The organism is Streptomyces sp. NBC_00829 (assembly GCF_045161795.1).
Classification (GTDB): domain Bacteria; phylum Actinomycetota; class Actinomycetes; order Streptomycetales; family Streptomycetaceae; genus Streptomyces.
The window spans coordinates 7439677-7453528 of sequence record NZ_CP108867.1 but is presented as its reverse complement, the minus strand read 5'-3'; the positions used below and the strand labels follow the sequence as shown (position 1 = coordinate 7453528).

14 protein-coding genes and 2 pseudogenes are annotated in these 13852 nt (G+C 69.2%); 7 read left to right on the top strand and 9 right to left on the bottom strand.

Going from position 1 to position 13852, the window contains the following annotated elements; all coding sequences use genetic code 11:
- Window positions 1-21: 21 nt before the first annotated feature.
- On the top strand, window positions 22-918 hold the full coding sequence (locus OG293_RS33485; RefSeq protein ID WP_406002481.1) for a peptidoglycan-binding protein: 897 nt from the start codon (window positions 22-24) through the stop codon (window positions 916-918).
- Window positions 919-1044: 126 nt separating this feature from the next.
- Window positions 1045-1977: an ornithine cyclodeaminase family protein gene (locus OG293_RS33480; RefSeq protein ID WP_406002480.1), complete on the top strand. Its 933-nt coding sequence runs from the start codon at window positions 1045-1047 to the stop codon at window positions 1975-1977.
- A 26-nt stretch (window positions 1978-2003) separates the two neighbouring features.
- Here the strand turns inward: OG293_RS33480 and OG293_RS33475 are convergent, their stop codons facing one another.
- The 6 genes and pseudogenes from OG293_RS33475 to OG293_RS33450 all read right to left on the bottom strand — a co-directional run bounded on the left by OG293_RS33475 (window position 2004) and on the right by OG293_RS33450 (window position 6686).
- Window positions 2004-2186, bottom strand: a complete 183-nt coding sequence (locus tag OG293_RS33475; RefSeq protein ID WP_406003868.1) for a hypothetical protein — start codon at window positions 2184-2186, stop codon at window positions 2004-2006.
- Window positions 2152-2560: pseudogene (locus tag OG293_RS33470) on the bottom strand (alpha/beta hydrolase); the annotation flags it as partial. The gene OG293_RS33475 and the pseudogene OG293_RS33470, both read right to left, overlap by 35 nt.
- Before the next feature lie 189 nt (window positions 2561-2749).
- Window positions 2750-3874, bottom strand: coding sequence for an ABC transporter ATP-binding protein (locus OG293_RS33465; protein ID WP_406002479.1), 1125 nt, complete (start codon window positions 3872-3874; stop codon window positions 2750-2752).
- A gap of 4 nt (window positions 3875-3878) precedes the next feature.
- Window positions 3879-4712 carry an ABC transporter permease gene (locus OG293_RS33460; RefSeq protein WP_406002478.1) on the bottom strand — a complete coding sequence of 278 codons (834 nt, stop codon included), beginning with the start codon at window positions 4710-4712 and terminating at the stop codon, window positions 3879-3881.
- A complete protein-coding gene (locus OG293_RS33455) occupies window positions 4699-5577 on the bottom strand; it encodes an ABC transporter permease (RefSeq protein ID WP_406002477.1) in 879 nt (292 codons plus the stop codon). The genes OG293_RS33460 and OG293_RS33455 overlap by 14 nt, the downstream gene beginning before the upstream one ends.
- On the bottom strand, window positions 5577-6686 hold the full coding sequence (locus OG293_RS33450) for an extracellular solute-binding protein (protein ID WP_406002476.1): 1110 nt from the start codon (window positions 6684-6686) through the stop codon (window positions 5577-5579). Before OG293_RS33450 ends, OG293_RS33455 begins: the two co-directional genes overlap by 1 nt.
- 635 nt (window positions 6687-7321) lie before the next feature.
- Between OG293_RS33450 and OG293_RS33445 the strand changes: the two genes are divergently transcribed.
- From OG293_RS33445 to ssuE, 4 genes and pseudogenes are all read left to right on the top strand, one after another.
- A complete protein-coding gene (locus OG293_RS33445; protein WP_406002475.1) occupies window positions 7322-8776 on the top strand; it encodes a gamma-aminobutyraldehyde dehydrogenase in 1455 nt (484 codons plus the stop codon).
- An 89-nt stretch (window positions 8777-8865) separates the two neighbouring features.
- Window positions 8866-8967, top strand: a pseudogene (locus OG293_RS33440) (alpha/beta hydrolase); the annotation flags it as partial.
- Window positions 8968-9076: 109 nt separating this feature from the next.
- Complete coding sequence (locus tag OG293_RS33435; RefSeq protein ID WP_406002474.1) at window positions 9077-9166, top strand: putative leader peptide; 90 nt, start codon at window positions 9077-9079, stop codon at window positions 9164-9166.
- A gap of 307 nt (window positions 9167-9473) precedes the next feature.
- Entirely contained in the window at window positions 9474-10025 is a 552-nt protein-coding gene (gene ssuE / locus OG293_RS33430; RefSeq protein WP_406002473.1) for an NADPH-dependent FMN reductase, read from the top strand.
- Window positions 10026-10135: 110 nt separating this feature from the next.
- Here ssuE and OG293_RS33425 read toward each other — a convergent pair whose 3' ends face one another.
- The gene (locus OG293_RS33425; protein ID WP_406002472.1) at window positions 10136-10522 is read right to left on the bottom strand and encodes a winged helix-turn-helix transcriptional regulator; all 387 of its coding nucleotides are present in this window, start codon (window positions 10520-10522) and stop codon (window positions 10136-10138) included.
- Between the two features lie 158 nt (window positions 10523-10680).
- Here OG293_RS33425 and OG293_RS33420 point away from each other — a divergent pair, with 158 nt between their 5' ends.
- A complete protein-coding gene (locus OG293_RS33420; RefSeq protein WP_406002471.1) occupies window positions 10681-11652 on the top strand; it encodes an NADP-dependent oxidoreductase in 972 nt (323 codons plus the stop codon).
- A 130-nt stretch (window positions 11653-11782) separates the two neighbouring features.
- On the opposite strand, the gene OG293_RS33415 is transcribed toward OG293_RS33420, so the two are convergent.
- Window positions 11783-13174, bottom strand: coding sequence for an NADP-dependent succinic semialdehyde dehydrogenase (locus OG293_RS33415; RefSeq protein WP_406002470.1), 1392 nt, complete (start codon window positions 13172-13174; stop codon window positions 11783-11785).
- Between the two features lie 87 nt (window positions 13175-13261).
- The gene (locus OG293_RS33410; protein ID WP_406002469.1) at window positions 13262-13642 is read right to left on the bottom strand and encodes a hypothetical protein; all 381 of its coding nucleotides are present in this window, start codon (window positions 13640-13642) and stop codon (window positions 13262-13264) included.
- Between the last annotated feature and the right edge of the window lie 210 nt (window positions 13643-13852).

Below are 13852 nucleotides of genomic sequence, written 5' to 3'. Positions count from 1 at the left end.
TACTGGGAAAGGAGCACCACGATGGCAACGCCGCTGACAGCCGACAAGCTCCTCAAGGCGCTGCGCAACGAAGGGCTCACCGTCGTCGAGCACCGGAGTTGGCGTACGCACAACCGCAATCACAAGGGGCCGTGGGGTCCCGTGCACGGTGTGATGATCCATCACACCGTGACATCGGGTACCCAGAGCTCCGTCAACCTCTGCTACGACGGTCACTCCAGCCTGCCGGGGCCGCTGTGCCACGGAGTGATAGCCAAGGACGGCACGGTCCACATGGTCGGCCACGGCCGGGCCAACCACGCCGGACTCGGCGACGACGACGTCCTGCGCGCCGTGATCGACGAGAAGGCGCTGCCGAACGACAACGAGGCCAACACCGACGGCAACCGCCACTTCTACGGCTTCGAATGCATCAACCTGGGCGACGGCCAGGACAAGTGGCCCGCCGCCCAGCTGGAGGCGATCGAGAAGGCCGCCGCGGCGATCTGCCGGGCCCACGGCTGGTCCGAGCGCTCGGTGATCGGTCACAAGGAGTGGCAGCCGGGGAAGGTCGACCCGCGCGGCTTCACCATGGACTCGATGCGTGCCCGGATCGACGCGCGCCTCGGTGGCAGGGCCAGGCCTCCGGCGCACGAGGAGCCACCGGCGTCGCACCGGCCCCCGGCCGCAGCGTTAGAGCCGTTCCCGGGTGCCGCGTTCTTCGTCACAGGCCGGCGCAGCCCCATCATCACGGCGATGGGAGAGCGGCTGGTGGCGGAGGACTGCGGGCGGTACGAGGAGGGCCCGGGCCCTGAGTGGACGCATGCCGATCGCACGTCCTATTCCGTGTGGCAGCGCAAGCTGGGATTGTCCGCCGACGACGCCGACGGCATTCCCGGGAAGTCGAGCTGGGACAAGCTCGCGGTGCCCAACATGTGATGCCCTCAGGGCACCCACCGTGTGATCTTCTCGTTCCCGACCTTCATCGCCGGGGGTGCCGACGCCGGCTCCCGCGGCGATGAAGGTGCGCCCTCGTGACGCCCACGCCAGCGACGGAGGACCTTGATGCACCACGAAACGCCCGTGGTCATGACTGCCGAGGAGGTGTACGCGTCGCTGCCCATGACGGCCGCGGTCAGCGGGCTCCTGGCGGCTCTGCGCAAGGGGCTCGACCCGGAGGCCGATCCGGCCCGTTCCGCCGTCCGTGTCGCGCGGGGTGAGCTGCTGCTGATGCCCTCGGAATCCCACCGCTACGCAGGCGTCAAGATCGCCACGGTGGCTCCGGACAATCCGGCCCGCGGACTCCCCCGCGTCCAGGGCACCTATCTGCTGATGGACGCCGAAACCCTCGGCCCGCTGGCCGTGCTCGACGGCATCGCGCTGACCTCGGTCCGGACCGCCGCGGTCTCGGCGTGCGCCGCCGATCTGCTCACCGTGCCCGGCGCGGAGCGGCTCGTCGTCTTCGGCACCGGGCCGCAGGCGCACAGCCATGTCGAGGCGCTGGCGGCCGTTCGCCCCCTGCGCCATGTCACGGTCGTCGGCCGCGACCGGGGACGGCTGGATGCTTTCCTTGCGCGGTACGGGGATGCGGGCCCGGTGATGGAGGCGGGCACTCCTGACGCGGTGGCCGAGGCGGATCTTGTCGCCTGCTGCACCACGGCCCGCACGCCCCTCTTCGACGGCGCGTCGCTGCCCGCGCATGCCACGGTCGTCGCCGTCGGCTCGCACGAGCCGGAGGCGCGTGAGGTCGACGAAGCGTGCGTACGCCGTTCGACAGTGGTGATCGAAGCACGCGGAGCCGCGCTGCGCGAGGCCGGTGACATCCTGCTCGCCGTGCGGTCGGGCGCGATCGCCGCCGACGCCCTGGTGGGGCTCGCGGATCTTGCACGCGGCACGGTGAGCGTCGACACCTCGCGCCCGAGGCTGTTCAAGAGCGTCGGCATGGCCTGGGAGGATCTTGTCCTCGCGGGGCTCGCCTACGAGGTACGCCAGGGCTGAAGGGGGCTAAAGGCAATGCCGCTGTTTTAGGCCGTGACCTTCGGTTTTCGCTTGGCCGGGGCGGTCTTGGAGGCGGGGGTAATGGTGACGGCTTCGGCGGGCGGGGCAGCAGGCTGGGGCCAGTCGCGGTGCTGGGGCCGTGTGAGGCCCCAGTTGGACATCTTGCGCTTGACGACGCGGGGGAAGGCACGGAGTCTGCGGACCGGCACCGACCGCACGGAAGACGTCCGGCCTGACCAGCGCGGAGTTGGCGGCGATCGTCGCCCCCCAGTCGTGTCCCGATCACCGCGGAGGGTTCGCCGAGGGCGTGCACCACGGCCGCGTTGTCCTCCACCAGGTCCAGCATCCTGTACGCGTCCGTGTCGGCGGGCCTGGAGGAACGGCCGTAGCCTCGGACATCGGTCGCGACCGCACGGTATCCGGCGGCGGCGAGCACCGGCAGTTGATGGCGCCAGGCGTACCAGGACTCCGGGAAGCCGTGCACGAGCAACACCAGCGGCCCGGAACCCTGTTCCACGAGGTGGAGCCAGCCTGCGGGCGCAGGGACCAGCCGGTGAGTGGTGGCCGTGGCCTGCTGCGACATGCGTCCTCCAGGGCTCTCGCTCTGCCCCATGCGAAGCCTGTGCTTGCCCCGCCGACGGCAGCTCGGTGCCGATCATGTGGCGGACGGCATGGGAGTGGCCATCCTTGTTGCCAATTCGGCAAACCGAGGCCTTCCCCGTCCCGGGGGTAGGGGGCGGAGAAGGCACAGGCGTGTCCGGAAGCCAGGCGGTCAGGACTCGAGGACCAGCAACTGGGCCTCGTCCTGGGACCAGCCGACGCTCACTTCGGAGTCCGTGGGGCAACCGCCCCGCGTACCCGTACTGAGTTCCCGCAGGACCACGTCCTTGCCTCCCACGTTCAGCCGGTGCCGGACCGTGGCACCCAGGCCGGTGGACGACAGCAGGCGGCCGGTGGCCCGGTTCTCGCTGCGGTCGGCGTCGACGAACCGCAGATGTTCGGGCCGGATCGACACCGCGTAGGCATCGCCCTCGGCACCGCGGTCAAGGACCCTGCCCACTCCCCAGGCTCCGAGGTCGACGACCGCGACGCCGCCACGGCGCTCGAGGACCGTGCACGGCAGGAGGTTGGTGTCACCGAGAAAGTTGGCCACCCAGTCGGTGAGCGGGTGGGCGTACACGTCCTCGGGCGCTCCCTCCTGCACGACCCTGCCGTCGCGCATGACGACGATCCGGTCGGACATCGACATGGCTTCGTCCTGGTCGTGGGTCACGAAGACGACGGAGATCCCCAGGGCCCTCTGCAGGGTCTTTACCTCGTCCTGCATCTGTTCCCGCAGTCGCTTGTCCAGCGCTGCCATGGGCTCGTCGAGCAGCAGCGCCGCCGGGTTGAACACCAGGGCGCGGGCGAGCGCGACGCGTTGCTGCTGACCGCCGGACATCTGGCGGGGGCGACGGTCCCCCAGCCCGGCGAGCCCCACGCGGGCGAGGGCCTCCTCGGCGCGCTTGCGCCGCTCGCCCGAGCGGATGCCGCGCATCCGCAGTGGGAACTCGACGTTCTCGGCCGCTGTCATATGGGGGAACAGGGCATAGCTCTGGAAGACGACTCCGAGGTTGCGGTCCTTCGGCGGGAGCCGGTCCACCGGCTTGCCGTCGATCAGCACGGTCCCCGAGGTGAGTTCCTCGAAGCCGGCGACCATCATCATGGTCGTGGTCTTGCCCGAGCCGCTGGGCCCGAGCAGGGTCACGAACTCCCCGGGACTGACGGACAGATCGAGGTCGTCGACGGCGGTGACGTCACCGTACGTCTTGCGCACACGGCGCAGTTCGATCGAGCCGCGCTCCTCGTCGGCGACTGTATCCGGGGCGGGCGCCGGGAGTGTGGTCGAGGTGTTCATCGGTTCACCCTGTCTGTTCGGCGGCAGCGGTCAGCGGCAGCAGCCGTGCGATGGAGCGGCGGCGGATGGTGAGGCAGACCTGCACGAGCAGACCGATCGTGGCGACGGTCACGAGCATCGCCGACGAGACCGCGATCTTGGGCGTGAGGTTGTACTGGATGTCGGTGAACATCTTCACCGGGAGCGTTGTGGCGTGCGGCGACTGCAGGAACAGGGCGATGACCGTCTCGTCGATGGACACCGAGAAGGCGAACAGCGCCCCCGCGATCAGCCCCGGCCGGATCACCGGCAGGTAGACGAAGCGGAGCACCGACCATGTGCCCGCACCCAGGCTGCTCGCGGAGCGTACGAGCGCCGGGTTCAGCCCGGCGAGGCTTGCCCGCACGGTCAGAAATGCGTACGGCACGGCGATCACCGCATGGGCGAGGCCGATCGGCAGCACCGTACCGACCAGGCCGGCGGAGATGAAGAACTGGTAGAACGCCAGCGCCAGCACCACCGCGGGCACGATCATCGGGGCGAGGATCAGCCCGGTGACCGCCGCCTTCCCGGGGAAGGTCCGCCCGTGCAGCGCCACCGCGGCCGTGGCACCCAGCAGCACCGAGATCACCACGGCGACACCGGCGGCCTGCAGACTCGCGAGCAGGGCTGACATCCACGCCTGGTCGACGAAGAAGCCGGAGACCGCCTCGGTGGAGAGCCGGCCCGGCGGGAACGTGATGTACCGGCTCCCGGTGAACGCCATCGGCAGGACGATCAGCGTCGGCACCACGAGAAAGACGAAGACCGGCACGGACGCGATCAGCGCCGAGAGATGTCGAGGGCTAGCCTGCCTCATATTCGCCTCCCGCACGCAGGATCCGCTGGTAGACGGCCACAAGAACGCTCACGATCACCGTCAGCACCAAGGCGAGCGCCGACGCTCCCGCGAAGTCCGCCAACTGCCGTGCGTAGAAGTCGATTTCGTTCGCGATCATCATGTCGCCGGGGCCGCCGAGCACGACGGGTGTGATGAAGAAGCCGGTGCTGATGATGAACACCAGCAGGCCCGCGGCGGAGACTCCCGGCACGGTCAGCGGCAGAATGACCCGGCGGAAGACCGACGCCTCATTCGCCCCGAGCGACCGGGCCGCCAGTTCCAGACGGTCGTCGATCGCCGACAGCGCCGCGAAGATCGGGAACACGGCGTACGGCAGCAGGTAGTGCACCATTCCCAGCACCACCGCGAAGCGGTTGTGGAGCAGGGCGACCGGGGCTTCGGTGACGCCGATCATCTGCAGTGCGCTGTTCACCAGCCCGTTGTCCTGAAGGAGGACCGCCCAGGCGAAGTTCTTCACCAGGACGCCCGTCCAGAACGGCAGCAGGACCAGGGCGAAGAGGATGACGCGGGCCAGGGGGCCACGACGCCAGATCACCACGGCCAGCAGATATCCAAGGACGACCGTCGCCAGGGTCGACAGTCCACTGATCTCGAGCGTGTTGATCAGCGACCGTGACACCAGTGGATCCTTGAGGATCTGCTCGTACGCATCGCCCTGGGTGCTGACCGAGACGAGTTTGCCCAGCGGCGTCAGAAAAAGGACGGCGTCGAACGCGAGCACCGGGGCCAGGAGCAGGAGCCATCCGACGCGGGGGCGCCTGCGGCGTGTGCGTGGTATGTCATCGCCGACCGAGGCGGTGACTTCGGTGAGGATGGACGTCATCAGCTGCCCGCCTGCCACAGCTTGAACTTCTGCTCGGTCTCCTTCAGGTGCTTGGCCCACCAGGCGTCGTCCCGCACGAGAATCGAGTCCGCGAGCTTGGGACTCGTGGGGAGGCTGTCGGCAACGGCGGGCGGCAACTTCGCGAGCGCCGACGTGTTGGCGAGGGTGAGGTTCGTGGTCTGGATGAAGTCGGCTCCCGCGGCGGCGTCGTTGCTCATGAAGTCCAGGAGCCGGAAGGCCGCCTCCTTGTTCCTCGATCCCTTGGGGACGACGAAGTAGTCACCGGCGACGACGCTGTTGGTCGGGGTGAAGTTCAGCCTCGCCCCGTCCTTGCGGGCCGCGTTGATCCGGTTGTTGAAGCTGGTCGACAGCGACACTTCACCCGAGGTCAGCTGCTGGATCGGCTCCTGATTGGCCGCGTGATAGATGAGCCGGTCGCGGCCGGGGTGCTGGACGAGGTACTCGAATGCGGCGTCCACGTCGAGGGGGTAGATCTTGTCGAAGGGCACCCCGGCGGCCATGCGTGCGGCCTCGAGGATCGAACTGTCGGACAGCTGCGAGTAGACCGACCGCTTGGTCCGGTACTTCCCCTGGTCGAGGAACTGCTCCCAGTTTCTGGGCGCCCCCGCGTCCGGGATGTGCTTCTGGTCCCAGGCCATCACAAACAGGAAACTCAGGTACTTGATGCCGTAATCGGACTTGGCGTACGCCGGCAGTCCCTTGGGGTCGATCACCGAGTAGTCGAGCTTCTCCAACAGGCCCTCGTCGACGGCCTGGAGGTACTCCGGCGCGGTCAGCTCGACAAGGTCCCACTGCACATCACCCGACAGCACCTGCGCCTTGAGTCCCGCGAGACTGGTGTTGGCGAGCAACGACGACCGGATGCCCGTCTTCTTCTCGAAGGGCTTGAGCAGTGTCTTCGTGAGCTGATCGTTGTACGAGCCGCCGTAGGACGTCACGGTGACAGCGGTGTTCGACTTGGCCGTGGGGGTCGACTTGGTGCTGCACGCGGTGAGCAGCGACCCGGCGAAGGGCGCCGCCGCGGCGGAGTAGCCCGCAGCCCTCAGCAGCGAACGGCGGCTCAGGCTTTTCTGTGACTGCTCATTCATGGTTGGCCATGCCTTTCTTGGATCACGACGAGCCCCGCGTCGGGGCACACCGATGACTGGTGCGGAGCGCGACAGGGATCAGCACCGGCGGGGAAGGAGAGAAGAGGCCGAACAGGGAAAGGGCCGACTGTGCGACGCCCGGTCCGCAGCCGTCGCCAACGGCAGTGACGTCCCGGGATCTGCCCCCATACGCCATCACGATCGGGTGATGCGCGGGTTGAGAGCGGAGATGTACCTACGATCTGCGTCAGTTCGGCGACCGTGTGGCGCAACAGTAGGTACTCGCCCGGGGCGGGTCAACAAGCCCGACACTGTGCAGATCATCCACTTCGCACCCGGGCAGTGGATGAATCCACCACTTCATGGCCGGTCGGGCGCCGGTTAACTTCTGAGGGCAGAGGGACCCGGCCGGCCGCCCCGGCCGGGTCCCTCCCCCAGCCCCTGTCCCCGGTGCAATCCGACGACGTGGAAGTCGCCAATTCCACGCCCCGACGCACAGGGCCCCTCCCGGTACGCCCCGGACGCCCCTTCACGGCCACCCCTCACCCCCGGGGAGCTGTGTCATCACCGCGTACGGGTCCGCCCGACAGCGGGTTTCACGGCCATCTGCACTTCCCGGACATGAGGAGAGCCGCGTGAGTGGTATCCGTACGCTGCGCAACTACATCAACGGTGCATTCGTCGACGCGCGGGACGGCCGCACTCTGGCGGTCGTCGATCCCACGAGCGGCGCGGCGTACGCAAGCTCTCCGCTCTCGGGCACGGCAGACGTGGACGCCGCCATGACGGCTGCCGCGGATGCCTTCCCCACGTGGCGGGACTCCACTCCGAGCACCCGCCAGACCCTGCTCCTGAAGATCGCGGACGCCGTCGAGGCACGTGCCGACGAGCTCGTCGAGGCGGAGTGCCGCAATACGGGCAAGCCCCGGCGGGTGACACGTGACGAGGAAATCGTCCCGATGGTCGACGAGATCCGCTTCTTCGCCGGAGCGGCCCGTATGCTCGAAGGCCGGTCGGCCGGCGAGTACGCGGAGGGCCTGACTTCGATCATCCGCCGCGAGCCGATCGGTGTCTGCGCTCAGGTCGCCCCGTGGAACTACCCGATGATGACGGCGGTGTGGAAGTTCGCCCCCGCCATCGCCGCCGGCAACACCGTCGTCCTCAAGCCGTCCGACACCACACCGGCCTCGACGGTGCTGCTCGCCGAGATCGTCGGCCGTGTGGTGAAGGAGCTGCGACTCCCGGCGGGCATTCTCAATGTCATCTGCGGCGACCGCGAGACCGGCCGGCTCATGGTCGAGCACCCGGTCCCCGCCCTGGCCGCCATCACCGGATCGGTGCGCGCCGGCATCCAGGTGGCCGGAAGTGCCGCCAAGGACGTCAAGCGGGTCCACCTGGAGCTGGGCGGCAAAGCGCCGGTCGTCGTCTTCGACGACCTCGACCGTGACGCCCTCGAAAAGGCCGTCGACTCCATCACGGTCGCGGGCTTCTTCAACGCGGGGCAGGACTGTACGGCTGCCACACGCGTGCTGGTGCACGAGTCGGTCCATGACGAGTTCGTCGCTCTGCTGGCCAAGGCCGCGGCGGACACCAGGACCGGCGGCATCGACGAGGAGAACGTCCTCTTCGGCCCCCTCAACAACGCCGACCAGCTCGCGCAGGTCGCCGGCTTCGTCGAGCGTCTCCCCGACCACGCGAAGGTCGAGGCGGGCGGCCACCGCGTGGGCGAGAAGGGCTACTTCTACGCTCCGACCGTCGTCTCCGGCCTCAGGCAGGACGACGAGATCGTGCAGAACGAGGTGTTCGGCCCCGTCATCACCGTCCAGTCCTTCACGGACGAGGACCAGGCGGTGGAGTGGGCGAACGGTGTCGACTTCGCGCTGGCGTCCTCGGTGTGGACCAAGGACCACGCCCGCGCGATGCGTATGTCCAAGCGGCTGGACTTCGGCTGCGTGTGGATCAACACGCACATGATCCTTGTCGCCGAGATGCCCCACGGCGGCTACAAGAAGTCCGGCTACGGCAAGGACCTTTCGGCGTACGGCTTCGAGGACTACACCCGCATCAAGCACGTGATGACCTCGTTGTGACGGCCTGAGGCGCGTCCGGCGAAGCCCGGCCCGGGGCCGACCGGTCCGGACCGGGCTTCCGCGGCACTCCTTTCGCGAGGATGTGTCGTATAGATGTGCGAACCAGGAACCACGTGAGAGTGACCGGCCGGTCCGGCGGACCGGTGGTGATGCTGGCGCACGGATTCGGATGCGACCAGCACATGTGGCAACAAATGGCCGTCCGGCGCATGATTTACGGGGCGTTCACATCGGTCCGGCATGCGAGATCGATCACTCATCCCTTGACTGAATCCACTCTCCCTTGCTGAAATCGGTGCCATGAAGACGCGACTGGACCTCACACGGCGGCGGCACGTCGACCTCGCCCGTGTCTCCAGTGCCGCCTGTTGCCGCGTCATGGCTCTGTAGCAGGGCCCTCTTCCCTCTTCCTTCCGCCGGTCCGCGCCACGGATCCCGGGACGCCGCATAGTGCGGGCGTATGAACAATCCACCCCGCCCTCCCGCGTGCCCCGTCCGCTCCCCGCTTTCATGAGCGCGGGATTCCCCTGCCCCACCGCGGTCGATTTCGCGTATTCCCCGCAATGAATTCCTGCTGCGCGAATTTCGGCGAACGAAGATGTGATTTCCTCCGGCGACGGCGGCCGAGCCCGTACAGCCAGGTGCCGGAACCACCCGTTCAACGTCCCACGCTCGCCCACACCCCGAAGGAATCCCCATGGCCGTCGTGCTGTCCGTGTCAGGAAGTCCCTCCGCAACCTCCCGCACCGGCCGTCTGCTGCGCCATCTGGACGCGCGACTGGCCGCCCAGGGGCACGAGGTGCTGCCCCTCGATGTCCGTACCATTCCCGCCGAGGCACTCCTGGGCGCCGACTTCAAGCATCCGGCGATCGTCGAGGCGACGGAGCTCTTCGCACGCGCCGACGGGGTCGTCATCGGCACCCCGGTCTACAAGGCCTCCTACTCCGGGGTGCTCAAGGCGCTGCTCGATCTGCTGCCGCAGTACGCCCTCAGCGGCAAGACGGTTCTGCCGCTCGCCACCGGCGGCACCACCGCCCATGTCCTGGCCATCGACTACGCCCTGCGTCCGGTGCTGAGTTCGATGGGTGCGGCCCATGTCGTCCAGGGCTGGTTCACCCTCGACAAGCAGATCGTCAGCGGCGACGACGGCCTCGCGATCGCCCCGGAGGCGGCCGAGGCTCTCGGGCTGGTCGTCGACCAGTTCTCCGCGGCGCTCGCCCGGCCCGCCGTGCTCGCGGCGGCGAGCTGAGCGGCGGGGCGTACGTACGGAGAAGGCCGTCTCCGCCTTGCCGCACGCGCCCGCGGGCGGCGGAGCGGGGTGCCGACGGGGCGCCGTGCGCGCGCCGAGTGGGCGCCCGCTCAGCCGTGGGCGAGGTCGTCGGTACCGGCGGACCGTATCTCGTCGAGGTGGACCTCCACCCAGTCGCGCAGTCCGCTCAGCGGTACGGCGACTCCGCGCCCGAGCTCCGTCAGTTCGTACTCGACGTGCAGGGGCACCGCGGGATAGACCGTACGGTCGACGAAGCCGTGGAGCTCCAGCCTGCGGAGCGTGTGGGTGAGCACCTTGGGGCTGACACCCTGGAGCCTGCGCTGGAGCGAACCGAAGCGTTGCGGGCCCTCCTCCAGCGCACCGATGGCCAGCGCGGTCCACTTGTGGGCCAGCACGTCGAGGACGTCCCGGCACGGGCACTGCGCGGCGTACACATCATGGTCGTCATGGCGACCCGTCGTACACGTGACGGACATCGAGAGCCTCCTGCACAGCCGCTGAGCTTGATACTTCCCTCTGGATAGTAGTGGTCCTTGCGGGTAACCACTACCCAGCGGTTAGTTTGGCGGGGTCGATGATCAACCGACCCGGGCGGTGTGTCCGCACCCCCGGCATGCCCTCCAGGAGACCCGACATGAGCAGCGGCACGACCATGCGCGCGATCACCCAGAACACCGTGGGCGGACCCGAAGTACTGAGCGTCACCGAGGTCGCCCGGCCCGAGCCGCTTCCCACCGAGGTGCTGGTGCGGGTGCGGTCCGCCGGGGTGAACCCGGTGGACTGGAAGACCCGCGAAGGCGGCGGTATGGCCCCCGTGCTGGGTGAGCCGCCGTTCATCCTGGGCTGGGACGTGTCCGGTGTCGTCGAGGCCGTCGGCTTCGGCGTCCACACGCTCCAGGTCGGCGACGAGGTGTACGGCATGCCGTGGTTCCCGCGCCAGGCCGGTGCGTACGCGGAGTATGTGACCGCTCCCGCGCGCCAGTTCGCCCGCAAGCCCGCCTCGGTCGACCACGACCACGCCGCCGCGGTGCCGCTGGCAGCGCTCACCGCGTGGCAGGCGCTCACCGACGCCGCAAACGTCCGGGCGGAGCAGCGGGTGCTGATCCACGCCGCCGCGGGCGGCGTGGGCCACTTCGCCGTGCAGTTCGCCAAACACCTCGGCGCCCGTGTCATCGGCACGGCACGGGCCGAGAAACACGACTGGCTGCGCTCGCTCGGCGCCGACGAACTGGTCGACTACACCGCCGTCCGCTTCGAGGACGCCATCGATGATGTCGACGTCGTGCTCGATCTCGTCGGCGACGGACAGGACGCGACCAGCACTCGCTCCCTGAGGACTCTCCGCCCCGGCGGCACGATCGTCGCCGTCCCCTCGGGCGTCTCGGCCGAACTGCTGGAGACGGCACGCTCGCAGGGACTGCGGGCGCTGCCGTACCTCGTGGAGCCGGACGGCGACGGGCTCGCCAAGATCGCCGCGCTGATCGACAAGGGCGCGGTGAGCGTCGAGGTCGAGGACGTCCTCCCGCTGGCCGAGGCCGCCGAGGCGCACCGCCGGGGCGAGCAGGGCCGTACCCGCGGCAAGCTGGTGCTGCGCGTCAGCGAGTGAGCACGTTCAGGGCAGCGGGGCGAGCTAGCCGACGCTCACCTGGTCGCGCCCTCGTTCCATCACGGCGCGGGAGGACCGGCGGAGGGGCCGCACGCCGGGGGCCGGGCGAGCGGGGCCCGTTCGGCACGCCCTACGCGCCGTGCCACACCGTGGTGATGTTGCAGAACTCCCGCATCCCGTGGCCCGACAGCTCCCTGCCGTATCCGGAGCGCTTGGCGCCGCCGAAAGGCAGGGCCGGATGGGAGGCCGTCATTCCGTTGAAGAAGACACCGCCCGCCTCGATGTCCCGTGCGAAGCGTTCCACCTCCGCGTCGTCCCGCGTCCAGACGTTCGAGCTCAGCCCGAAGGGAGTGTCATTGGCGAGGGCCACGGCCTCGTCGAGCCCTGCCACCCGGTAGACGGTGGCGACCGGGCCGAATGCCTCCTCCTGGTGGATGCGCATCTCGGGGGTGATGTCGCTCAGTACCGTGGGCTCGTAGTACCAGCCCTGGTCGAACTTCTCCGGACGCCGCCCTCCGCAGCGGAGCGTCGCCCTCAGCCTCACGGCGTCGTCGACCAGTTCCTCCAGGTCGAGTCGGCCCTGTTCGGTGGAGAGCGGGCCGACGTCGGTGGACTCCTCCATCGGGTCGCCCACGGTCAGGTCCCGCATGCCCGCGGTGAAGTGCTCGACGAAGGTGTCGTACACGTCCGCCTGGACGATGAAGCGCTTGGCCGCGATGCAGGACTGGCCGTTGTTCTGGACGCGGGCCTTCACCGCCGTCCGTGCCGCGCTCTCGACGTCGGCCGACGCCATCACGACGAAGGGATCGCTGCCGCCGAGCTCCATGACGGTCTTCTTCACCTCGTCGCCCGCGATGGCCGCGACGGAGCGGCCGGCGGGCTCACTGCCCGTCAGCGTCGCCGCTGCCACCCGGCTGTCGCGCAGGATCGCCTCGACCGCGCCCGATCCGACGAGCAGCGTCTGGAAGCATCCCTCCGGGTAGCCGGCGCGCCGGAAGAGGTCTTCCAGATACAGAGCGGTCTGCGGCACGTTCGACGCGTGCTTGAGCAGGCCGACGTTGCCGGCCATCAGTGCGGGGGCCGCGAAGCGTACGACCTGCCAGAGCGGGAAGTTCCAGGGCATGACGGCCAGGACGGCGCCGATCGGACGGTAGCGGACGCTCGCCCGTGTGGCTCCGGAGTCCTTCACATCGGCGGGCGCCGGGTGCTCGTCGGCGAGGAGTTCCTCGGCGTGCTGTGCGTACCAGCGCATCGCCTTCGCGCATTTCGCGGCCTCCGCGCGGGCGGCCGTGATCGGCTTGCCCATCTCCAGGGTCATGGTGCGGGCGATGTCCTCCCGGTCCGCGTCCAGAAGGTCGGCGGCACGGCCGAGCAGCTCCGCACGCCTGCCGAACGCGGTGGTGCGGTGCTCGCCGAACGCCGTCACCGCGAGCGCCAGGCGCCGTTCGATCTCGCCCTGTCCGAGCGCCTCGAAGGTCCTGAGCGTCTCCCCGGTAGCGGGATTCACCGTGGCGATGGGCATGGCAGGTCCTCCTCGGGCTCGGTCCTTCGACAGTTGCGCGCCGGGGGCGTTCCCGCAACGCGAAACGGCCCCGGGCGCCGGCCTGGCCTACTTGATCCCGCTCTCCAGCCGCAGATGGACGTCCTTCTCCTGGTCGCCGGCCGCCATGCCTTCCGGCCTGACGGCGAAGGCGTCGGCGAGCGTCTCGCTCAGCCGGTCCACTCCCCAGTACGTGCCCTGGACGTCGGCCTCGACGGGTGCGCTCAGCCGCACGGGTTCGGGCTTGGCATGCGACCGCGACACCTCGAAGGTGGAGGTCCACACGCTGGTCTCCCTGTGGGCGGTGTACTGGGGCGCGTCGTCGTCGGCGCGGTCCGATGCGAAGGACTGTGCCAGCACGCGGAAGACCTTGTCGGCGTCCTCCTTCGCGCAGCCGCTGACCGTCACGGCGACCGGTGTCGTGTACTCCTGTGCGCTGTTGCTTTTCACGATCTTTCCTGCCTCTGGGCTACATGACGGCTGAGCCCCGGCCGAGCCGCTCCTCCTTCTTGTTCCGCGTGCTTCCTCCGGCGGTCGCGGCCCGCGCTGTCGGTCGGGGTACTCCTCCAGCGTCACCCTGCCGACCACCACATGCGACCGGACCCGGGCCCTGCCCGGCGGGGACAGACGCCCCGGCATGGAGGCGGAGCCGTGCCGGGG

Coding starts and splice junctions, on each gene's coding strand:
- OG293_RS33485 (WP_406002481.1), top strand. CDS start 22: ATGGCAACGCCGCTGACAGCCGACAAGCTCCTCAAGGCGCTGCGCAAC.
- OG293_RS33480 (WP_406002480.1), top strand. CDS start 1,045: ATGCACCACGAAACGCCCGTGGTCATGACTGCCGAGGAGGTGTACGCG.
- OG293_RS33465 (WP_406002479.1), bottom strand. CDS start 3,874: ATGAACACCTCGACCACACTCCCGGCGCCCGCCCCGGATACAGTCGCC.
- OG293_RS33460 (WP_406002478.1), bottom strand. CDS start 4,712: ATGAGGCAGGCTAGCCCTCGACATCTCTCGGCGCTGATCGCGTCCGTG.
- OG293_RS33455 (WP_406002477.1), bottom strand. CDS start 5,577: ATGACGTCCATCCTCACCGAAGTCACCGCCTCGGTCGGCGATGACATA.
- OG293_RS33450 (WP_406002476.1), bottom strand. CDS start 6,686: ATGAATGAGCAGTCACAGAAAAGCCTGAGCCGCCGTTCGCTGCTGAGG.
- OG293_RS33435 (WP_406002474.1), top strand. CDS start 9,077: ATGAAGACGCGACTGGACCTCACACGGCGGCGGCACGTCGACCTCGCC.
- ssuE (WP_406002473.1), top strand. CDS start 9,474: ATGGCCGTCGTGCTGTCCGTGTCAGGAAGTCCCTCCGCAACCTCCCGC.
- OG293_RS33425 (WP_406002472.1), bottom strand. CDS start 10,522: ATGTCCGTCACGTGTACGACGGGTCGCCATGACGACCATGATGTGTAC.
- OG293_RS33420 (WP_406002471.1), top strand. CDS start 10,681: ATGAGCAGCGGCACGACCATGCGCGCGATCACCCAGAACACCGTGGGC.
- OG293_RS33415 (WP_406002470.1), bottom strand. CDS start 13,174: ATGCCCATCGCCACGGTGAATCCCGCTACCGGGGAGACGCTCAGGACC.